The 22,701-nt window shown below is 47.4% G+C and carries 12 protein-coding genes and 3 pseudogenes; 10 read left to right on the forward strand and 5 right to left on the reverse strand.

Translation table 11 applies throughout. From position 1 onward, the window contains the following. Nucleotides 1–37 precede the first annotated feature (37 nt). Nucleotides 38–709, forward strand: a pseudogene (locus GZ78_RS05215) (carbohydrate porin); the annotation flags it as partial. A gap of 51 nt (nucleotides 710–760) precedes the next feature. Here the strand turns inward: GZ78_RS05215 and tnpA are convergent. Further along, nucleotides 761–982, reverse strand: a pseudogene (gene tnpA, locus GZ78_RS05220) (IS200/IS605 family transposase); the annotation flags it as partial. A 79-nt stretch (nucleotides 983–1,061) separates the two neighbouring features. Between tnpA and GZ78_RS31115 the strand changes: the two are divergent. Next, nucleotides 1,062–2,618, forward strand: a pseudogene (locus GZ78_RS31115) (IS1634 family transposase). Between the two features lie 28 nt (nucleotides 2,619–2,646). Further along, nucleotides 2,647–5,970: a U-box domain-containing protein gene (locus GZ78_RS05240; protein ID WP_034833302.1), complete on the forward strand. Its 3,324-nt coding sequence runs from the start codon at nucleotides 2,647–2,649 to the stop codon at nucleotides 5,968–5,970. Nucleotides 5,971–6,516: 546 nt separating this feature from the next. Here the strand turns inward: GZ78_RS05240 and GZ78_RS05245 are convergent. Further along, entirely contained in the window at nucleotides 6,517–6,831 is a 315-nt protein-coding gene (locus GZ78_RS05245) for an NGG1p interacting factor 3 protein, NIF3 (protein ID WP_034833304.1), read from the reverse strand. A 77-nt stretch (nucleotides 6,832–6,908) separates the two neighbouring features. Between GZ78_RS05245 and GZ78_RS05250 the strand changes: the two genes are divergently transcribed. Continuing rightward, the gene (locus GZ78_RS05250; protein WP_034833306.1) at nucleotides 6,909–8,543 is read left to right on the forward strand and encodes an IS1634 family transposase; all 1,635 of its coding nucleotides are present in this window, start codon (nucleotides 6,909–6,911) and stop codon (nucleotides 8,541–8,543) included. 56 nt (nucleotides 8,544–8,599) lie between these two features. On the opposite strand, the gene GZ78_RS05255 is transcribed toward GZ78_RS05250, so the two are convergent. After that, complete coding sequence (locus GZ78_RS05255) at nucleotides 8,600–9,499, reverse strand: ROK family protein (RefSeq protein ID WP_034833308.1); 900 nt, start codon at nucleotides 9,497–9,499, stop codon at nucleotides 8,600–8,602. An 872-nt stretch (nucleotides 9,500–10,371) separates the two neighbouring features. Between GZ78_RS05255 and GZ78_RS05260 the strand changes: the two genes are divergently transcribed. The 5 genes from GZ78_RS05260 to GZ78_RS05280 all read left to right on the forward strand — a co-directional run bounded on the left by GZ78_RS05260 (nucleotide 10,372) and on the right by GZ78_RS05280 (nucleotide 19,822). Continuing rightward, on the forward strand, nucleotides 10,372–12,834 hold the full coding sequence (locus tag GZ78_RS05260; protein WP_034833310.1) for a glycogen/starch/alpha-glucan phosphorylase: 2,463 nt from the start codon (nucleotides 10,372–10,374) through the stop codon (nucleotides 12,832–12,834). A gap of 141 nt (nucleotides 12,835–12,975) precedes the next feature. Then, a complete protein-coding gene (gene glgB / locus GZ78_RS05265) occupies nucleotides 12,976–15,183 on the forward strand; it encodes a 1,4-alpha-glucan branching protein GlgB (protein WP_034833312.1) in 2,208 nt (735 codons plus the stop codon). Nucleotides 15,184–15,227: 44 nt separating this feature from the next. Further along, on the forward strand, nucleotides 15,228–17,402 hold the full coding sequence (gene glgX, locus GZ78_RS05270; protein WP_051785837.1) for a glycogen debranching protein GlgX: 2,175 nt from the start codon (nucleotides 15,228–15,230) through the stop codon (nucleotides 17,400–17,402). A gap of 241 nt (nucleotides 17,403–17,643) precedes the next feature. Beyond that, on the forward strand, nucleotides 17,644–18,510 hold the full coding sequence (locus GZ78_RS05275; RefSeq protein ID WP_034833314.1) for a hypothetical protein: 867 nt from the start codon (nucleotides 17,644–17,646) through the stop codon (nucleotides 18,508–18,510). Nucleotides 18,511–18,514: 4 nt separating this feature from the next. Further along, complete coding sequence (locus GZ78_RS05280; protein WP_034833315.1) at nucleotides 18,515–19,822, forward strand: DUF4785 domain-containing protein; 1,308 nt, start codon at nucleotides 18,515–18,517, stop codon at nucleotides 19,820–19,822. A gap of 412 nt (nucleotides 19,823–20,234) precedes the next feature. Here the strand turns inward: GZ78_RS05280 and GZ78_RS05285 are convergent, their stop codons facing one another. Both GZ78_RS05285 and GZ78_RS05290 read right to left on the reverse strand, forming a co-directional pair. Further along, a complete protein-coding gene (locus GZ78_RS05285; RefSeq protein WP_152558558.1) occupies nucleotides 20,235–20,723 on the reverse strand; it encodes a hypothetical protein in 489 nt (162 codons plus the stop codon). Between the two features lie 10 nt (nucleotides 20,724–20,733). Further along, complete coding sequence (locus GZ78_RS05290; protein WP_034833319.1) at nucleotides 20,734–22,023, reverse strand: MFS transporter; 1,290 nt, start codon at nucleotides 22,021–22,023, stop codon at nucleotides 20,734–20,736. Nucleotides 22,024–22,153: 130 nt separating this feature from the next. Between GZ78_RS05290 and GZ78_RS05295 the strand changes: the two genes are divergently transcribed. Then, on the forward strand, nucleotides 22,154–22,588 hold the full coding sequence (locus GZ78_RS05295; RefSeq protein ID WP_152558559.1) for a hypothetical protein: 435 nt from the start codon (nucleotides 22,154–22,156) through the stop codon (nucleotides 22,586–22,588). Nucleotides 22,589–22,701: the final 113 nt, after the last annotated feature.

The raw sequence follows: 22,701 nt of genomic DNA on the forward strand, positions 1-22,701 counted from the left end.
GTGTGCTGGGCTTTGCACCTGAAGCAACCTATGGGCAGGCAAACGATATTATAAACGTCCAGATGTCCACATAACTGATTTCTACTATTGGAATATTTCTGGACCCGGTGCTGGTATTGAGAATATTGATGTTGGTTTTGCTGACTTCAGTGTGGCCTGGGTCAAGAGCAGTGCTGAGTTTGAGTATTATGATACCGCTGCTGATGCAGGAACTGAAGACAATCTGAAAAAGCAGACGCTAAACCAGAATATTCTTGATTTTCGTTTGGAAAACATCAAAGTCAATCAGAATGGAGCTTTGACGCTAGGCCTGGATTATGGCCAGGGTAATCCTTTTGAGGATTTCAAAGGTTATGACAAAAATGGTAATAAGTTCACCACAGGTGATCTGGATGACAAGGGCTACATGTTGACTGCAGAACATACGCAGTCGGAGTTCTTTGGCGGTTTCAACAAGTTTACGGTTCAATATGCAACGGACGCGATGACAGCATCGGGTTTGGGGTCCAGTGGTCAGGGTATCTCCGCAATTGATTCGAACAATGTGGATGGCAATGCTTTCGTGAGAGTCATGAATCAGGGTGTGATCAGTCTCGGTGAAAACATCGAAATGCAGTACCTTACTTCATACAATAAGCCTTCATTTGATGAATCCAGTAAAAAAGATATGACCTGGTACAGTGCAGGCGTGCGCCCAGTCTACCTGTAATCGAAAGAGTGCTCCCTGCGACCTAGCAGGGAGGTGAATTTCGTCAGCCCGTCAGGGCTGATCTTGGTTCTCGATATACTCCTTAATTACATCCAATGGTGCGCCCCCGCAGCTTCCGGCAAAATATGATCTCGACCATAAGACAGGCTTTCGATAAGCACCCGCAATATCACAAAACTCTTGCCTTAGTCTTCTGGACGAAACAGCTTTTAAACTGTTTATCAGTTTGGAAATAGACGGGGTTTTGGGCGTAAACTCAACCAGCAAATGCACATCCGACATTCACCACCTAACCTGATATTTTCCCTATATCTGCTATTTATCAGATAAGCCAACTTCAGGAAGCCGTATTATGCCTCCTATTCAGTACAGCACTCAGGTCATGGATCACCTCGGTTTGGTGGCGGGTATGTGTAAAGAGCTGGGGATCGCCGAGCATATAGACAGGCGCGCCCCAAAGGTGTCCGACGAATGGAACGTGTCTCATGGCGAGGCTGTTGTCGCCATGATCATCAACGGCCTTGGGTTTACAGGGCAATCCCTCCATATGTTTCCCCAGTTCTTCGACAATAAGCCCCTCGACAAACTGATCAGGGAAGAGATTAAACCAGAGCATTTAAACGACAAGGTTCTGGGAAGAGCACTGGATGAACTCTTTGATCTGGATGTCAGTAAAGTCTCTTTTGAGCTGGCTATCAAGGTGGTGACGCACCTCAAACTACCCTGTGATGCACTAAACCTTGATGGCACNGTTACAGTCGGGATCACCGACCGGATTTGAATCAGGCCATACTACTCCTGCTCACCGAAAACCGTGCAGGTATCCCGCTATTTATGAAAGCGGCCAGCGGCAATGTGACGGATAAGACCAGTTTCAATAAAATCGTTTCTCAGCATGTGAAGAGCTTTAAAGCGGCACTGAACGCCCGTTATTTTGTAGGTGATGCGGCATTGTACGTGGCCGACACAATTCAGGAGCTCAACGAGCAGAACCAGTGGTTTATCACCCGGGTTCCTCTCAACATTGGTGCCGCCAAAGAGCTGGTGCAGGGCGCGCCATCGCGTTCCATGGAAGCCGTCGAAGGCTTTGAATATTACGAATCTGTAGAGACGCTGTCTGACTACGCTGGTGTCGTGCAACGCTGGGTTCTGTTTCGAAACAAGCAGAGCCAGAAAACTGAACAGAAGACACTGACAAGGCGTATGCAGAAAAAGTCCCTGAAGGAATTCAAGGAGCTGGAAAAGTTGAGCAAGAAGCCGTTCCGGTGTGAAGCTGACGCCATGGAGGCCTTCAGGAAATGGGAAAAACAGTCCGAACTCTGTCAGGCTGAATCTCGGCTCATCAAGACCCCCCTGCTACAAAACCAAAGGCCGTCCCGCTGAAGGGACAGCTCCCGACCACTCTGAGTATTATGTGACCGGCTTCTGCTCAGTTACTGTGCAATCACGCCGGGATGCTGAAGCATCGCTGGGTTGTTTTATCTTAGCCACTAACGATATGGATACAGCTCGGCTAGACGCAGCTGAACTACTGAAGACGTATAAATCACAGCAACAGGTTGAAAGAGGCTTTCGTTTCCTGAAGAGTCCGGATTTTTTGGTATCTTCACTGTATCTCAAGAAGCCGGAACGGATTGAAGCCCTGTTAATGGTGATGACTTTATGCTTGATGGTCTATGCTGCTATTCAGCATCGAATCCGCTATGAACTGAAAAAGCAGAGCCGAACGTTCCCGGACATGAAGAAAAAGCCAGCCCAGAACCCAACGGGTAGATGGGTGTTCTTCTGCTTTGATGGTATCCATATACTGACGATTAATGGGATGGAGAAGCATGTGATTGGCATCACGGAGAGGCAGTCGACGATCATTTTTATTTTGGGCTCAACGTACCAAGAGATTTATTCCTGAATGGGGTGGTGAATGACGGGTAGTCATTATGCATCGTTATTTTTTGGGCGCACTATTATTGTTGGCCCCACTAGCACCGGCCTTAGCTGAAAACACTTATATATTGGCTCAATGGACAGCAGGCGACCATCTTCGAGTATGCGATAAGCCTGCTCCGGTGACATTAAAAGGGGCTGAGCTGAACTGGCAAAAAACGGCATCCGGTGTTTGGGAAGCAACCACCAAGCAAGCAGGCACAGCCGTTTTACAGGCATCCAGATATGAACGTACCGACTGCTCAGGAATACGCAGTCAAACAGGGCTTTATCATCTAGCTTTAAACACCGAAGATGGCTATCTGACAGGCAGAATAGCGGCAGGCAGCCATTCAGCCATTATGCTGAGGCTTTCTCAAAAAGAACGCACAAAAAAAACGCCTCCTTCCCGGCACCAGGCTTTTATGCCGCCTCTGGATGGACTGGGACAAACACCAACAATACCGGCCTTACTGGCACTTGGGGGAGCAGCGATGCTTTTCCCACCCCACCCTCCCCACCCACCTTTTCCGGGATTACCCGGTCAATCATCAAAATCTCAGGGTTTAACTTACACCTTGATGGCCCTTTTGATAATGGTGCAATGGCAGCTGCCTTTTTCTGGCAACATGGAAACCCCATTAGTTTATGTTGATATTGACAGCAATGATGAGCCTGTTGCCCTGTATCGGGATGATTTGCAGTGGCTGATACAGCATCTCCATGATGATAATTTTCTGGAACAGCTGGCACAAAGGCTTGACAACACCCTCTGGCTGGGTGGCTCTCTGGCAAACTGGTTTCAATACGAAAAACAGCAGCGTAAGCACTCAGCCATGGTGCGAACGAGAAACATTCTGGCATCCATGGCAGAAATCACTCAAGACTGGTTAGCTGATTCACACATAACCAAAGGAAATGGAGATTTTATTGCAGAAGATCAACTGGCACGAACTCTGGCAGGCGTTTTTGGCTGGAATAATCCAGTAGCAGCACCCGGTTATCAGGCACCTCTGGGAAAAAGAAAAAGAAGAGAAGAAGGAAATACAGCCCCCCAAACCACCAATGGAAGAGACTCATCCAGTACACAGCAGGCATCACACCAATATACCCTTCCTTTATCATACAGACTCACTGCTCAGGATGATGGCTCACCTCAAAACCCAGCACAGCCATACCACTGCCATGACGGGCCATCCTGCCCACATCCTGACTGCGCCCCTTATCGTTGTGATTGTGTAGATTGCCAGTCAAAAAGACTGCCGCCTCATATTCAAACGGACCATCTGCTTAATGTAGAACAGGTATTGGCTCTGACTTCGCTAGAATACATCTACCGAGAGATAGGCTTTTTACTGGGCCTCTCTTTTCACTTTGTTAATCAGCAGTCGTCTGCCATAGAGGTGTACACTAGAGCTCTTAATTTAGGGCTTTTGACTAAAGAACGTTTGGTTATGGCCGTAGCAGTTTTGCAATCCCCCGTCCAGGCAAAGGGTATAGCCTCGCAACTGCGCATCCAATACAAGCCCCCTCAGCCTGACTTCTACTCCATGAGACCCAATCCAGATGATAAAATATCAGCCAGAGACGCCTATTTAGTACTTTATGACCACTCAGCCGACTACTTCAAGATAGCTATTGAATTGGGTTTATCCCTTGATGAACTTCAGGATTTGAGAAGGAGCCATCGAAACGATTGTGGATACAGCATGATGCACTCCTTGTGGCATGCGGAAAATAACGGGCTGACATACAAGCGTTTGATCGGCTCATTGGAAAGGTTTAAGTGGAGACGTAACATAGAGGAGATAGAACCCTATTTACAACCTTCAGACATCTCTGTCGCTGGGCCAGACTTCGAGTGCATAAATGATCGACACCTGGCCCTATCCCAGACCATGACCTTGAGAGATCTGGTTTATTTCATTCCCGGTTTCATCCCTCCTAGCGCCATTGCCATGCACTTTAAATGCCCAGCTTTAGCTAGTAATATTTGTGAAAACTCCGACCAATTTCGGGGATTGCTATTAGACTGCTTGAGAGAGAGGCAAACCATTACCGCCAACGAAGTTGTCCAGCTTTTATCAAACCCCAATTTATCTCAACTTAATAATGCTCATAAACTTTTCAGCCAGCTCACTGGCGCGCCAGTTCCTGATAACAGAGAAGTGAACATACATAAGCTTGGGTATGTAGATAACCTGGAAGCTTTTGCAATAGCTTTAGGACTTCCAAAACCGCTAATCCCTGAATGGCTCAAAAGCTATTCACCTCTTAAAACAATTCTTGAGAATGCCTTCTGTCATCTTCGTGCAACGCCGGAGAACTTGGTTTATGCGTTAGAGCAAAGTGGGAACGGTCATTTGGTCAATAATATAGAATGGCTACAAAACATCAGAGGTGTGCCATTACCTGAGCATGCCCCCCTTTATTTGACCGACGCAGCAATACAGCAAACCAGTATTCCTTTACATTCAGAGCCTCTCAGCCTTAAAAACATGAAAGGGGTGGAGCTTTCTCATAATTGGTATTGGGTTGGGCTGGCACTTGGAGTGTCATATGATACGATGAAATCAATTTTTCAGAACAACCTATTTATTGGCGATAAGTATTTCTCTTTTCTCAACACGCTGATTTCATTGGGATATGAAACAGCCCACCTGTATGAAGCCCTCCAATTCCTTAACGATCAGGTGGCTATTAGAACTCTCCCCCTTCACTGGAACTGTTCGCCAAACTGGCCACTCGAAACTCTTTCAAACCATGCTGAAGCCAACAGAGCCTTTATCACCTTCATTATCAGCGCCGAAAATCATGCCAAGCAAGTTGCCGAGGCTCTTCAGATCGATGAGGGCACTTTTTTGAGTTTGAACTCATATCACCATCATGACTCCCGCAAAGTGATTTTCAATTTGTTCGAAATGTATAAAGAGAGTCGTGCCGCCAGTAATGCAGACTTGATTGATCGGCTTATTTATCTCCTGTCTACATTACAACTTAACCATCTTAAACCTCAACTCTACGATGCAGCTGGTACAGTAGCTGCTGGAACCATGGCGAGAGAAAACCAGCGCAAAGAAAACTTAAAACTAATCGCACTATCAATACTAGATGTACCCAACGCATATCTCTGCCCCATTACACATGATTTGATGAAGGAACCTGTCAAGGTAGAAATGGGTGATCATTGGCAATATTTTGAAAAAGAGGCCTTGCTCACTTGGGTGAAACAACATGGCACCAATCCCCTGAGCCGACAGCCTGTCAACTGGCGCAGTGACGTGCAGGAAGCACCAGAAATGCAGGCTGAAATTAATGGCTGGCTTTATAGTCAATGATGCTTATCTGGCACCTGCACTCTGTGTGGGTGCCACAGATGCAGACTCAACCTCCCCGTGTTTTGCAGAGCCTATCGACTTTAGCTAGTTCTCATCCAAGAACGTAATCAACCGCACACTCTGAGCTTCAGGTACAGAAAGCAATAAAGCCCTACTGCTTTTCTGCGTTTATATTTCCTAAAGGTCGAATTCTGTAGGAAAACTGAAAAGCAAAGGGCTTTAAAATGCGCAAAAAACGCACTCAGAAGTGTAGTCCGGATTTGCCCTTCAGGGATCATACGATTTATGACGAACTTAACAACGTCTCCCTATGGCTTGGGTGCAATTAAAAGTGTTCCCAACAAGGTGGGAATTCCAATTTCCAAAGCTCCCACCCCGCATAAATGTTCAGTGCAAAAAAACGAAATATCATAGAATTAATGCATCAGGAACACTTTTAATTGCACCCGATTCAAGGAAAATGCTTCTGTATTTATTGTGGGGCATAGTAAGTTGGGATTCGCTGCGCTCGTCCCAACCTACCTGGCTTAGATGAAACCAAACCTGCTATTGAATATTTATTTGCCAGTATTCAAAGGCAGGCACTTCATAGGGGTGTGATTTCTTCAGGGCGGCAATGGTAGCCTTGAGAAATTGAGGCTTACAGATCATTTCAACCCTGAACTCTTTAACCTGCTCAATACACCCCTGTTGTCCCAAAAAGGGTGTGCTGTCCTGCAACGGACGAAACTGCCCCGTACCGGCAGTTTGCCAGCAGCAACAGTCATAACAACCGTCGTAGCGTCCCGCCCCGGCTTCAAACATGGCTGTTTTTACCGCTTCAAGATGGCTTTCCGGAATAAAAACTGAAATTTTATACATCCGACATTCACCACCTAACCTGATATTTTCCCTATATCTGCTATTTATCAGATAAGCCAACTTCAGGAAGCCGTATTATGCCTCCTATTCAGTACAGCACTCAGGTCATGGATCACCTCGGTTTGGTGGCGGGTATGTGTAAAGAGCTGGGGATCGCCGAGCATATAGACAGGCGCGCCCCAAAGGTGTCCGACGAATGGAACGTGTCTCATGGCGAGGCTGTTGTCGCCATGATCATCAACGGCCTTGGGTTTACAGGGCAATCCCTCCATATGTTTCCCCAGTTCTTCGACAATAAGCCCCTCGACAAACTGATCAGGGAAGAGATTAAACCAGAGCATTTAAACGACAAGGTTCTGGGAAGAGCACTGGATGAACTCTTTGATCTGGATGTCAGTAAAGTCTCTTTTGAGCTGGCTATCAAGGTGGTGACGCACCTCAAACTACCCTGTGATGCACTAAACCTTGATGGCACCGGTTTCCACGTCGATGGTCGTTATAACTGTGGTGACGAAGTGGACGACGAAGATCTTAACTGCATCAGACTTTGCAAAGGTTACAGTCGGGATCACCGACCGGATTTGAATCAGGCCATACTACTCCTGCTCACCGAAAACCGTGCAGGTATCCCGCTATTTATGAAAGCGGCCAGCGGCAATGTGACGGATAAGACCAGTTTCAATAAAATCGTTTCTCAGCATGTGAAGAGCTTTAAAGCGGCACTGAACGCCCGTTATTTTGTAGGTGATGCGGCATTGTACGTGGCCGACACAATTCAGGAGCTCAACGAGCAGAACCAGTGGTTTATCACCCGGGTTCCTCTCAACATTGGTGCCGCCAAAGAGCTGGTGCAGGGCGCGCCATCGCGTTCCATGGAAGCCGTCGAAGGCTTTGAATATTACGAATCTGTAGAGACGCTGTCTGACTACGCTGGTGTCGTGCAACGCTGGGTTCTGTTTCGAAACAAGCAGAGCCAGAAAACTGAACAGAAGACACTGACAAGGCGTATGCAGAAAAAGTCCCTGAAGGAATTCAAGGAGCTGGAAAAGTTGAGCAAGAAGCCGTTCCGGTGTGAAGCTGACGCCATGGAGGCCTTCAGGAAATGGGAAAAACAGTCCGAACTCTGTCAGGCTGAATCTCGGCTCATCAAGACCCCCTGCTACAAAACCAAAGGCCGTCCCGCTGAAGGGACAGCTCCCGACCACTATGAGTATTATGTGACCGGCTTCTGCTCAGTTACTGTGCAATCACGCCGGGATGCTGAAGCATCGCTGGGTTGTTTTATCTTAGCCACTAACGATATGGATACAGCTCGGCTAGACGCAGCTGAACTACTGAAGACGTATAAATCACAGCAACAGGTTGAAAGAGGCTTTCGTTTCCTGAAGAGTCCGGATTTTTTGGTATCTTCACTGTATCTCAAGAAGCCGGAACGGATTGAAGCCCTGTTAATGGTGATGACTTTATGCTTGATGGTCTATGCTGCTATTCAGCATCGAATCCGCTATGAACTGAAAAAGCAGAGCCGAACGTTCCCGGACATGAAGAAAAAGCCAGCCCAGAACCCAACGGGTAGATGGGTGTTCTTCTGCTTTGATGGTATCCATATACTGACGATTAATGGGATGGAGAAGCATGTGATTGGCATCACGGAGAGGCAGTCGACGATCATTTTTATTTTGGGCTCAACGTACCAAGAGATTTATTCCTGAATGGGGTGGTGAATGACGGTTTTATTATTTATATCGAGCATTTTAATCCCGCTTTTTCAAAGCCAGGCGGCACCCCTGACACCGGATGAGTCCCCATGTTGAGCCTGTACAATCCGAGTGTTGAGTTGGTCTGAGAAAACATACTTGGCAACTGCGTTTGGAAGTTCAGAATAAAGTACCTGGATATTCGACATGCCGCCTCCCAGGACAATAACTTCGGGATCAAAAATATTGATGACACCTGCAAGAGCACGCGCCAAAGCATCAACATAATGATTGAAATGGTTGATGGCCTGTTCGTTCCCTTCTTCCACTTTAGCCATGACGGACTGTGCATCCGGTATTTCTTTGGTGCTATAACCATAGTTTTCACGGAATCGCCTGGTCATGCCCGTGCCCGATGTAAAGGTTTCGATACAGTTTTGGCGACCACAGTAACAGGGTTGGTTCGGACCATCGGTGTTTTCATGGTAATAGGGCAAGACATTGTGTCCCCACTCACCGGCAATGGCATTGGGCCCTTGAATCAGCTGGCCATTGTACACCAGTCCTCCGCCGCAGCCCGTTCCGATAATGACACCAAAGCAGCTTCTGGCACCGGCCGCAGCGCCATCGGTGGCTTCCGATAAGGTAAAGGCGTCAGCATCGTTAGCCAGTTTGACGGTTATGCCCAGTCGATGCTCAAGGTCTTCGGAAACTGTCTGGTCATTCAGATACAGGGTGTTGGCATTTTTCATTCGGCCGGTATCAGGGCTGACGGCACCCGGCAGGCATAGGCCAATATGACTGGCTAGGCCATAGTGTGTTTGAACCGTGTTGATTAACCCTTCAATGCTATCAATAAAATCAGGGTAGTTGCCTGGTGTTGGCTGCCGTTTACGGTGAATGATTTCTCCGTCGTTGGACAATACGACAATTTCTGTTTTAGTACCGCCTACATCTATCCCCAGTCGCACAGAAATACCTCGAAGGTTGCTCGGTTTATTTGTCGTACTTTTTTAATATGACTGAATCATTATTGCAGGGTGCAGGTCCCTTTTTCCAGATCTTTGACTTCAGGAATGAGCTCTGGCTTGCCCTGAAGCCTGGTGATTTGCCAGAAATATTCGATTCCATGTGTATCGGTACTTAATCAAAGAATCCAAGCTGGAATTCATCGGTCTTCATCAGGTAGTCATTGAACCGGTTTTTGTTGTTCGTCCAGGTCCCGATGGCCAGGGGGTGGTCAGTAAACGGCAGAGTTTTGTCATTATTAAATGTTGAGGTGTATCCCGGCTTTCATTGGGCTGACGGCAGGTCCACATAGGACTCCTTGCCGTACTTTAGCTTTATTCAATGGGCAGGAACCATTCAAAAAAGAAAGGGCTGGAAAGGAAAATTTTATTAAGGCTTGATTGTTCAGTGATTCTCTTGCGGTGCGTAGTCTGAAAAATACAATGCACGTGTGTTTGGTTATCACTTGTCCAGCGTATAGTGTCGTATAAGCCTTGAAATCGTTTACAGGTCACAATTCCTTTTCATAGAGCGACTGACCAAGAATAATTTGCAACTAAACCGGAATGACTGGAAATCAGAAGTATAATTATCCAAGGGTCATGCCGTCACGTTTGGTTAACAAGCAGCCATGAGCGGAAAATGCCAATTTGTTGCAGCTCTTCTTGAGACACAAGTTGTGCCAACCAGGCTACACCATTGAATGGCAAGCACCTGTCATGGCGACATTTTTATGAGGTGCCCTATAGGTACCCAAACAGCCATGAGTGGTTGAAATAATTTATTGCCTCGAAGGGCGAGAAATTTTTCATGGTAAATAATGCAGGTGGAAAACATGAGCGTAAACAAGGCTGGACAAAACGATACAATGCCCGTTGTGGACAGTGAGGACATTGCTCAGAGTGTCGTCAGGCATCTTCAGCAATCACTGGGAGTTGAGCTCGATGAAGCTGGACCTGCAGAGTATTGGGAAGCCCTCAGTCTGGTCGTCCGTGAGATTGATTTGCAACGTATTCGTGCCACTCGCAAGAAAGAGCGTGAAGGCAAAGCCCGTCGTATTTATTACCTCTCTCTCGAGTTTCTGGTGGGGCGTCTGCTAGGGAATAATCTTCACAATCTGGGTATCTTCAAAGAAACTGAAAAAGCCATGGCCAAACTGGGTACGCCTCTGGTAGATATTCTTGAAAATGAGTCTGATCCTTCACTGGGGAATGGGGGGCTGGGAAGACTGGCAGCCTGCTTTATGGACTCGATGACAACTCTGGATATGCCTGCCATGGGGTATGGCATTAACTATCGTTTTGGTCTCTTTCGCCAGAGCTTTGCCGGTGGCAAACAGGTCGAAACACCGGATGGCTGGCGTGAAGACAGTTTCCCCTGGGGTATAGAGCGAGCCAAGCGTAAACAACACGTTAAGCTGTACGGTTTAGTGAGAGAGCATGCTGGCAAAGCTGTCTGGGAAGATACTCAGGAAGTTCTTGGAATGCCCTGGGATGTTCCTGTCACCGGTTATGGCACCGGGACTGTGAATACATTACGCCTCTGGGAAAGTCGTGCTGCTCACGGGTTTGATCTCAACAGTTTTGATGCGGGTCGTTATCAGGATTCCCGTTCCCAGGAAATCAGCGCAGAAAACATCAGTCAGGTTCTCTATCCCAATGATAACCATCCGGCAGGTAAAGAGCTGCGTCTGATTCAGCAATACTTCTTTGTTGCCTGCTCACTGGCTGACCTGATCGAGCGCTACAAGCGTGAAAACAGTGAGAGTCTTAAAAACATTGCAGATAAGGTAGCCATTCAGCTGAATGATACCCACCCGGCCATTGCTGTTGCCGAATTCATGCGCGTGCTTATGGATGAAGAAAACGTTGTTTTTAGCAGAGCTCTGGAAGTGACTCGTGAGGTTTTTGCCTACACCAATCATACCTTGTTACCCGAAGCTCTGGAAGAATGGCCACAGCAACTGATCACCAAAGTGTTACCTCGTCATATGCAGATCATTCATATGATCAACTATCACTTTCTGCATTCCGAGGTAGAAGCTGTCTGGCCGGGTGATGACCATATGAAACGCCGCCTGTCCATTATTGAAGAGCCGGATCGCCCTGGAGATGATCAAATGGTTCGCATGGCGTTCCTGTCGGTGGTTGGCAGTCATAAGGTCAATGGTGTAGCAGCCCTGCACTCACGACTGGTTCAGGAAAAACTGTTTCCTGAGTTTCATCATATGTGGCCTGAGAAAATCATTAATGTCACCAATGGAGTAACCCCCAGGCGCTGGCTGGATTACTGCAACCCGGAACTGGCCGCACTGATCGATGAAACGATTGAAGGAGATTGGCGCAAGGACCTTTACAAGCTGGGTGCCATGAAGGCTTATGCTGATGATCCCGCCTTCCAGAAACGGTTTGCTGCCATCAAACATGATAATAAAAAACATCTGGCCGCCGTCATCAAAGAACTTTGTGATGTAGACGTGAGTCCTGATGCCATTTTTGATGTGCAGATCAAACGACTCCATGAGTACAAGCGTCAGCAGATGAATTTGCTGCACATCATGGCGCTGTATCGTCGATTATTAGATAACCCTGATCTGGATGTTCCTCCTCGGGTCTTTATTTTTGGTGCCAAGGCGGCTCCTGGTTACAAAGTAGCGAAAACCATTATTCATGCCATCAACCGGGTGGCTGAGCGGGTCAATAACGATCGTCGTATCAAAGACAAGCTGAAAGTGGTTTTCCTGCCTAATTATCGTGTCAGTCTGGCGGAGAAAATTATTCCTGCTGCGGATGTCTCTGAACAGATTTCTACAGCGGGCTTTGAAGCTTCCGGTACCGGCAACATGAAATTTGCTCTGAACGGAGCCCTGACAGTAGGTACGCTGGACGGTGCCAATGTCGAGATAGCGGAAGAAGTAGGCGACGATAACATTTTTATCTTCGGTCTCACCGTTGAGCAGGTGTCAGAGCTTCGTCATCGTGGTTACAACCCAAGGGATATTTATAACCGTTCTGAAGAGTTACGCAGTGTTATTGACTGGCTGGATTCTGGAGATCTATGCCCAGAAGAGCCGGAAGCCTTCAGACCATTGGTTGAAGCCCTGCTGGATCAGGGTGATTACTTTCTGACAATGGCAGACTATCAAGCCTACAGTGATGCTCATGAGAGGATTGCAGAAACCTGGAAGAAGCCTGAACTCTGGTGGAAGATGGCCATTACCAATTCTGCCTCAATGGGTAAGTTCTCTTCCGATCGTTCTATACAGGACTACGGTAAGGCCATCTGGAATATGAGTTGATCGTTAGCGGAATAATGTAAAGCCTGAATCACTACTCATGAGTGGTTCATTGCTTTCAATGGATTCCAGGCAGGGAGTCTGTCGATTTTTGAACAGACTCCTATACTACCTCAGACTGAGTAAACAGAAGCCATTCCCTGTATGCCTAATTCTGTCGAACCGCTGATCGGCCATCTGCTGGATTGCCGTTGTGCTGAACCATTTAATCTCCTGGGGTTTCATGAGCGTCCTGAAGGCAGCCATGAGCGCACTGGAAATAGTGGTCTACTACTGAGAGTCTGGAGGCCTGATGCCAGCAATGTCAGCGTTATTACCTTTACATCGGGTGAAGCCATTGGTGAGATGGTTCAGGTTGCTCCTGGTTTATTTGAACTCTTACTATCAGAGTGCTGCTCTGTCTTTCTGTATCAACTGGTAGTGACCAATAAAGATCACCAGTCGTATACATTAGTCGACCCCTACCAGTTTCAGTCTTATTCTCTGAGTCATTTTCATCGTGAACCTTACCGAAACTATCGTTATATGGGAGCGCATCTGGTTTCGTTGCATCCTGAGCCCAAGGTGACTATCGATGGGGTGATTTTCAGGGTGTATGCTCCCAATGCCCGTAGCGTCAGTCTGGTGGGTAGCTTTAATGGCTGGGATGGTCGAATGCATCCTATGGCGAGCTCAGACGATGGTATCTGGCGTCTGTTCATTCCAGGGGTAAAAGCCGGCGATCTCTACAAGTATGAGATTCGCAGCCAGCAGGGGGATTTGCTGCCTCACAAAGCTGACCCCTACGGCTATTATGCCGAGCAACCACCGGGTAATGCTTCCATTGTTTACGATCATCTTGATTATGAGTGGGAAGACAGTCGTTGGAAGCATCATGCTTGCCTCGACAGACCGGTTAGTATTTATGAAGTGCACCTGGGGTCCTGGCGTAAAGAGCAGGGCAAGAACCTGACGTATAAAACACTGGCAGAGCAGTTAATTCCTTATGTTGTCGACATGGGTTTTACACACATTGAACTGATGCCACCCATGGAGCATCCATTCACAGGGTCATGGGGTTATCAACCGGTTGGTCTGTTTGCGCCAACCAGTCGCTTTGGTAATCCGGATGACTTCAAGGCATTTATTGATAGCTGTCATCAGGCAGGTATTGGCGTCATTCTTGACTGGGTGCCGGCCCACTTTCCATCAGATTCTCACGGTCTTGGCCGTTTTGATGGCGCTGCCCTGTATGAATATGCTGACCCTAAAAGAGGCTGGCATCCAGATTGGCAAACCCACATTTATGACTATGGAAAGCCTGAAGTTAAGGAATTTCTGATCAGTAATGCCATGTACTGGCTGGATCGTTTTCATCTTGATGGAGTTCGGGTTGATGCAGTCGCTTCTATGCTCTATCTCGATTATTCCAGAAGTGAAGGCGAGTGGGAGCCAAACCAACTGGGGGGCAATGAACACATTGAAGCCGTGCAATTTCTCAAGGAGTTGAATGAAACGCTGTATCTGCATTATCCGGATCAGGTTTCTATTGCTGAAGAGTCTACCAGTTGGCCCAAGGTCTCCATGCCTACCTATGATGGCGGGTTGGGTTTTGGTTACAAATGGAATATGGGGTGGATGCACGACACTCTGGACTATATGACTCGAGACCCGATCCATCGTGCTCATAATCACTGGGAAATAATGCAGAGCATGACCTATCACTACAGCGAGCATTTTATTCTCGCTTTGTCGCATGACGAGGTGGTGCATGGCAAGGGCAGTCTTCTGGGGAAAATGCCGGGAGATGAGTGGCAAAAATACGCCAACCTGAGAGCTTATCTGGGCTTTATGTTTGGACACCCCGGGAAAAAACTCCTATTCATGGGGGCAGAGATCGGCAGTGTCAGAGAGTGGGATCATGAGGGGCAGCTGGATTGGGAGTTACTTAATAAAAATAATTACAGTCAAGGGCTTAGTCAGCTGGTTAAAGAGTTAAATCACCTGTATAAGTCTTATCCTGCTCTGTACAAGTCGGACTATGATCAAAATGGTTTTGCCTGGGTCGTCGCAGACGATCAGCAACAGAGTGTATTTGCATTTATACGAAAAAGCTTTTCAGGTTCTCCGGTTCTGGTGATCGCTAATATGACACCGGAAGTAAGACAGGATTACCGGGTCGGCGTGCCTGTCAAGGGAGTCTGGAAAGAAGTATTGAATTCCGATGGACAGTGTTTTGGTGGCAGTGGTGTTGCTAACAGCAAGTCATTGTATACCGAGCATTACCATACCCATGGTTATGACTGCTCGCTGGTGGTGACGCTTCCCCCTCTGGCGACATTGTTTCTGGTTCCGGATTCTTGCGCCATATAAATCAACAATTTGAATGAAAACAGCCTTAAGCGAAAAAAGTTATTGTGATCACTGATATTTCTGTTTCAGCGGGGTGCCCCGAGCTGCAAGGGGCAACAAGAGTTAATGAAGATTTTATACCGACAGCTGATAATAAAGCTGTAGGTGTTAATTTTGCAGTCTATGCACCAGATGCCAGCCAACTTTATCTTTGCCTGTTTAATCAGAATGATGAAGAAGAACGGTTGGAAATGATGCCTTCCGATCAGGGAGTCTGGCATCTTCTGGTTAAAGGTATAGGTGCCGGTCAGTGCTATGGTTTTCGTGCGGATGGCGCCTGGTCACCCTCTATTTCTCCTAGATTTAACAGTCAAAAGTTGTTGATGGATCCTTATGCCCGTGAAGTACGAGGCCGTGTCCAATGGTCTGACGCCTTGTTCGACTACCAGTGGTACTCGCAGTCAGATGACAGTGCTTATAAAGTAAAGAATTTTTCTTCTGCAGACAGTGCTGAACAGTGGTTGAAGAGCGAGCAGGACAGTGCTGCTTTTATGCCTCGCAGTGTGGTAAGGGAGCATTCTTTCGACTGGCAGTCTGTAAAAAAGCCGGGTACCTCCAGTGCAGACAGCATTATTTACGAAGTGCACGTAAAAGGATTTACGCAGCAGCATCCAGATGTGCCGGAAGCGCTGAGAGGGACTTACCTGGGGCTCTGTCACCCCAGTGTGATCGAGTACCTGAAAGGGTTGGGTGTCACCGCCGTTGAGTTGTTGCCTGTGACGTCGCTGGTCAATGAAGAGCGCCTGGAAAATATGGGGCTCAGAAATTACTGGGGCTATAACCCTCTCTGCATGATGGCACCTGAGCCTTCACTGGCGATTGAGGATCCAGTCACGGAAATGAAGACAATGGTACGTGAGCTGCATCGGGCCGGTATCGAAGTCATCATGGATGTTGTCTATAACCACACCTGCGAATCCGGGTATGGTGGCCCAAGTCTGAGTATGCGAGGTTTGGCAGAAAGGGATTACTATCTGATGGATGATCATAATGGTCGTCTATCTGCCGTCAACTATACCGGCTGTGGCAATACTCTGAACTTTGACAGCCCCCAGACTTTGAAGCTGACTATGGATGCATTACGTCTGTGGACAGAAGAATACCAGATCGATGGTTTCCGGTTTGATCTTGCGCCTACTATGGCGCGGCAGCATCGCGAGTACCGATACGATAGTGCGTTCTTTCGTGCTGTCCATCAGGACCCGGTGATTTCCCGTACCCGGCTGATCGCAGAGCCTTGGGATATTGGCCCAGAAGGTTATCGGTTGTCTGGTTTTCCTGGTGAATGGCAGGAGTGGAGTGATCGTTTCAGGGACAGTAGCCGAGCCTATTGGCGGGGTGATAGTGGGCGTCTGGCTGAAATGGGCTGGAGAATATCTGGTTCTGAGGATTTATTTGGTAAACGTCGTCCATTAGCCAGTATTAACTACCTGTGCAGTCATGACGGTTTTACTCTGAATGATTTGTGTGCCTACGAAGAACGTCGTAATCATGCTAATGGCGAAGATAACCGGGACGGTGATCAGCATAACTTCTCACGAAACTATGGAGTAGAGGGTGAGACGGATGATCGTGGAGTGCTCTCTCACAGACTGAGAGTCAGAAAAAATATGCTGGCCACATTGATGCTGTCTCGTGGCATCCCCATGCTGTTATCAGGTGATGAATTTAGTAACAGCCAACAGGGTAATAACAATGCATATTGTCAGGACGGGCCTTTATCCTGGCAGGATTGGAGCTGGATGCGAGACAGCCGTTGCGAGGGAGCCATGTTGCAATCCTTTGTGCAGCAGCTGACTGCTCTTCGCAAAAACCATCCTTTACTGGGAGGTTCTGGAGGTCGAAACGGGATAACCTGGTATGACCCGGACGGCAGCCTGCTGACTGAAGCTCAGTTAGGAGAGCTGGGAGGGGGATGCCTCTGTTTAAAAATAACGTCGCCATTGTCGGATACCGAAGTCCAGTGTCTGTATATTTTGATCAACAATGAAGATCAGGCCAGAAAAGTATCCTTGCCTCAGATTGAGTCCAATCATGGCTCAGCTACCACTAAAGACAGATGGTGGACTCGCTTGCTGGATACGAGTTCTGAGTCGTCTTTTTCAAGAGAAACTCTTCTGACACGTGGCTGGTATGAGCTGGAAGCCTGCTCACTGGCAGTCATTGAAGAACACCTCTGACACAATCATTCTTGCGCCTTGTATAAGGCGCTTGTCTAAATAATGCCTATCTTAAAACAGGGCATCTGTGCATCCGTCAGATGCCCGTTTTATGATCAAAGTCATATATTCACCTGTTTGGTGCATTTTGGGGTATCGAGTGTTAATCCTGCTCAGATATTATACAAACAGGTCTTTCAAACAGTTGTTTTATGTCTCTGTGAATGACCTGCACCTGAACTAATCAAACAATAAAAATAATATGATGAAAACACACCGGACTTTAATAGCTCTCAGTCTCTGGCTGTTTGCAACAGGCGCTATGGCCTCAAAGGGCGTAGCTTTTATTCATGGCACGGGTAAGCAGACCAATGCTTACGACAACTATTGGACGGGTAATTTTGTAAATTCTGTACGACAGGGTATTCCTGATAGCAGTAAGTACGTGGTGATCAATTGTGACTTTGATCAGTTTATGTGGCATCAGGATGCTGCAGGCTGCCTTTCTGGTCAGCTGACTAACTTTATCAATAACGAAGGGATTACCGATCTGGTCGCCATTACGCACTCTAATGGCGGGAATGTAGTTCGCTGGATTATGTCTAACCCTACATCAGACTCGCGCTTTCCCAATATTATCAACACCCTCAGCAGAGTTATAGCACTGGCTCCTTCCAGTTTAGGGACGCCTTTGGCAGATGCTGTCAATCAGGGCAATGTCTTCGAGCAAACGTTAGGATGGATTCTGGGTTATGGCTCAGATGCGGTAAAGCAGCAGCAAGTCAGCTGGATGGCGAACTATAACGCTCAATATCTCTATGGCACTCAGGGCAGACCCTCTCTCCCAAAGCCTTTTGAAACGGTAATAGGGAGTGATGTGGATTCTGCCATCTGGGACAGTGACAGCTATTGCGGTGGTTATCAGTATCAGGTGTCTTTAGAAACCACTCAGAACTGGCTGGATGACTGTTCTGATGGATTTCTGGAGTGCACTTCCCAGGCGGGTGCCGGTTCCGTTCTTTTCTACGACAAGAGCCGAACAAAAGGCCGAGAGCCGCTGAGTCATCATCAGAGCAGACGTAACTGCTTCAAACTCGACACCATTCTGCGTAGCGAAATTCAGGGGTAATATCATGAAAACTATAATGATAGCGAGCCTGATCGTAGCCAGCGTCAGTCTTATGGCGGTTGGCAGTGTGTCGGCCAATGAATTCGAATTGAACAGTCTTTCGGTACCCATGCAACAGCGGGGCATAGAAAGTATCACTCGTGAACAGAAAGACATTCATTTCAGTTTTGCCGAAAGCGGTGAAGTCTGGCAGAACAATCAATCCGCTGAAGTGGCGTTGGAAAGTAATGAGTACTGGTTCCAGATTTCCGGGGCAGAACTGAAGTCTGGGATTGATTTGGATATCAGTGAGCCAGAACCACTGGTCCGGTTTTCATCCTTGACTCTACCCGATGCAAGGCAAAGCCTTGGCGGTAATCAGACAGGGTTACCTTCTATTCAGCCAGGACTGGTGAGCAAGCAGCCCGGACTGTCTGAAATTCCACGACCACAGGGCAGTCGCCGAGCCAATGCCATCAATCCTGATCAGCTGGAGATTTTCAGAGAGGGCGAGGTACAGCCCATGAATGCTGCCAAGCTCAACATGATTAATGAAACCCAACTGGCATCAGACAGTATTTTCCAACGATCCGGAGCTATGAAGCTTAATGCTTCGATCGGTACCGGCCGCTTCAAAATGAGAACCCGTCAGAGTCTCCGTGATTCGGATCAGTACCTGATCAATATCAAGGAAAAAGGCAGTCAGAAGAAGCTTCACATGTCTGCTCCCAGATTGTCTCTGTTGTCCGGCGAAGCCATCACCTTTGGCGCCCAGATGAAAGATCGTCATCGGGTGTTATCCGGCGCAGACTATCAGGCCTATGTCGTCAGCCCTGATGGAGAAACCAGCTGGGTAAAACTGAGAGAGGGTAAAAAAGGACAGTGGCAGGTTGATATGCCTTCCAGATTCGGTCACACAAGACCTGGAGAGTTACATGAGTTGTATATTGATGCCTATGCTCCTGAAGGAAACAATCAGCTCAGACGGAGTGGTAAAATTGCTTTCTCTGTCGCAACACCTACCGCTCAGCTGGAAGATATCAAGCTGGTGATGGAAGATGACACACTGGCTGACAGCATGATCAATGTGGCTTCCGAAGGTCGTTATGAGCTGCGAGCTACGCTTTATGGCACCGACGAAAATGGAGAGATGCGCTCTATTATGAGAAGTCACTCTGCTTACTGGTTAACACCTGGTTTGCAACAGGTGGCTTTGAAGCTGGATCAGAAGATTTTTGAGAACAGTGGCTTGAGTGCGCCGTTCGCCCTGAAGTCTTTTGAGTTGATTGATCAGAGTCAGCTGGGTGTTCTTCACCGTCAGTCTGAAATCTGATCAGTACTAGCCCGGAAAATTCATAAAGCCGCTCTAATCAGGGAAAAGACTGCTGAAATACTGAGATGTTCGCTTTCTGATGTATACGAAAAGAAACGAACATCGCTCGTCGGCTTTTCGCTAGCTCTTTTCCCGCCATGACAGCATTTTTCCAACAGATCCATGCAATAAGCATGAATATGTTGGAAAAATGTGTCAGCCGAAAAAATAGCAGAGCGAGAAGCTCGACACTTTATGAAATTTCCGGGCTAGGAGGCTGACCGAGAATAGCGTCCGAGCATAAAATTCAGTAGAACGAGTCAGCTTTTTCACTGAATTTGTGCGAATAGTTGACCTATTTAAGCAAATTCAGTGGAAAAGATGGCCGTTCTTTCTGGATTTTAGGCCGGGCTGTCTATTCTCGGTCAGCCTCCTAGGCCTGACGGGAAGTAAAGTCAGGCTCATCTCTTTCCGACATTTCTTCACGAACCGATTGCAGCTGATTGAAGGCGGTCACTTTCTCATCCAGGAATGTTTCCAGTTGGTTGTATTGAGACGTCGCTTCAGAAGTTAATTGCACCAAACTGGCAAACGACAGAAGACTGCCATGATCTTTGTTGAGTTCTGACAGTCGTTGATTCCAGTCATCCGAGGGTTCTTCCTTGTATTGATCCACCCGTTGGCAGGCATCCTGAAAAACAGGAAGTGTCTCTTCTATAGGAAGGGGAGAGTCTTGCAGCATCTTCTCGAACTGATCTCTGACATCCAGCATAGCTTCGGCGATTCGGGTCTTTTGAAGCTGGCTGTCCAATACTTCGACCGCAGTATCCAAGAGTTTTGCTTGCAGGTTGTAGTGGGCTTTCGGGTTTTCAACCACTGTATCTATCCAGGCTTGCATGTCCCTTAGCTTAAGGATAGTCATTTCTGTACCTTTATTCCGTAGCTGTTAAGGTGATTGAGTCCTGATTGTGATGAGGTGTTGAAGTATAAAGTCTCAGTACAACCAGACCGCCCAATCCACCCAGAGTGAGCAGAATGCCAGGCATCCAGTTTTTGTTGGATATCTCGATAAGCCAGGTAGAGATTAAGGGGGTTATGCCACCTGCGATAAAGCCCATGTTGTAGCTTAGAGCTATGCCGGTATACCGGACACGGGTTGGAAAAAGTTCAGAAACAATAGGAATCTGCGTAGCTGACATTAATCCAACCAGCAAAGAAAACATAGGAAGTGTCCATGCATTCAGGTCGGGATAGCGGATCACCAGCCAGTACCAGGGAAGTCCTATGAATAAATGACAGCATATCGCCGCTTTCAGCATGGTTTTAGGATGACTGCGATCATAAAGCAGGCCAAATATCAGAACGGTAATGACAATCAGTGCGGCCATAATGGTGGAGTGAAATGCCATGGTTGATGACTGATAATGAAGTTGCAACCAGGAAGGTAAAAACACCTGTAAGAGTATGATGGTTGTGCTGTGAGTAATAATGGCCACAGCACCACATACAACTTGTCTTTTATAGTGCTTTAAAACGGTCAGTAGCGGCATGCTGGAAAGTTGTTTTGAGGCCTGTATTTTCTGAAACAGCAGAGTTTCCTGAAAGTGGCGACGAATCAAATAGCCAAGAATGCCCAGGAAGGCACCCAGCCAGAATGCAATTCTCCAGCCGTACTGCAATAAGCCATCGTGGCCAAGTATTAGCATCAATAAGCCATGAACACAGTATCCCAATAGTAGTCCTGCGCACATACCTGAAATGACAGACGCATTGGCTATGCCAATTCTCTCGGGAAAATGCTCGCTGATGTAGGTCAGGGCCCCTCCAGTTTCGCCTCCCATGGAGACCCCCTGGATCAGTCGTAATAACATCAGAAGAAGTGGGGCAAAATAGCCAATCTGGTCATAGGTAGGTAAAAAACCAATCAGCAGTGTGGAAAGGGCCATGAGCAGGATGGTGAAGGTAAAGGGTTTTTTTCTGCCTTCTCTATCACCCTGGTGCCCGAACAGAACGCCTCCCAGTGGCCTTGAAACATAACCAATGGCAAAGGTAGCGAAAGTCAGCATGAGGCTTTCATTCAATGCCTGCTCAGGAAAGAAAAGCTGACTGATGTATGGCGTCATCAGGGCATAGATCATAAAGTCATAGACTTCCAGAGCACTTCCCAGACTGACAATGGAGATCAATTTAAGATTTAATGGTTCTGCTGGCTTGGGCTGCATGAGACTCTGCCAAAATCTGACTACGACCGAAAGGTTAGTTCATATTGCATTGCAGTCAGGCACTAATTAAGCGGCGGAACGTCAAAAATGGATGGAACTTCGAAGTATCGCGAATGAGCAGGAGGCCCGTATGGACTCAGTATCTTATCCCCTTCAGAAGCCTTCATCTTTAAAGTGTGTATCGGGTGCAGGGCAACCCAAGGCAAATAAAACAGCTCGTTTGTCGTTTGGCTCCAGAGCATTTAGAAAAATCCCCTCACGTCTGTCCACCCAGCAGATGATCGACAGTCTGGCTAAGGCTGAGATTTCCCTGAGAGACAAAGTGATTTGCAGTTCCAATACCGCAGAACTTTCCCACCATTTACAGACAATTTTTTCCGTTGAGGCAGGTTGTGAGCAAACAAGCGATATTAGTGCTCTCCAGGTTGTGGAAGCTTTGAATAACTTGCGTCTTGCTGATGCTTATCATCGTTATGTGGATCAGGGTGAGGAAGGCTTTGCTCCCGTCCTCAGAGAAAGCATGAATAGGGCGGCCAGCTTGCCCAACCGTCGAGCAGGATATTGAGTCTGAGAATGCATTGCGTTTTGTGCAGCCAGCAGCGATTAAGTCGCAGATGAAAGAGTGGCTTTCTGAAGTGAACTTCTGTCCTGCCAGAATACAATTCAGGCAAGCACTGG

It is taken from the genome of Endozoicomonas numazuensis, from assembly GCF_000722635.1.
Lineage (GTDB): Bacteria > Pseudomonadota > Gammaproteobacteria > Pseudomonadales > Endozoicomonadaceae > Endozoicomonas_A > Endozoicomonas_A numazuensis.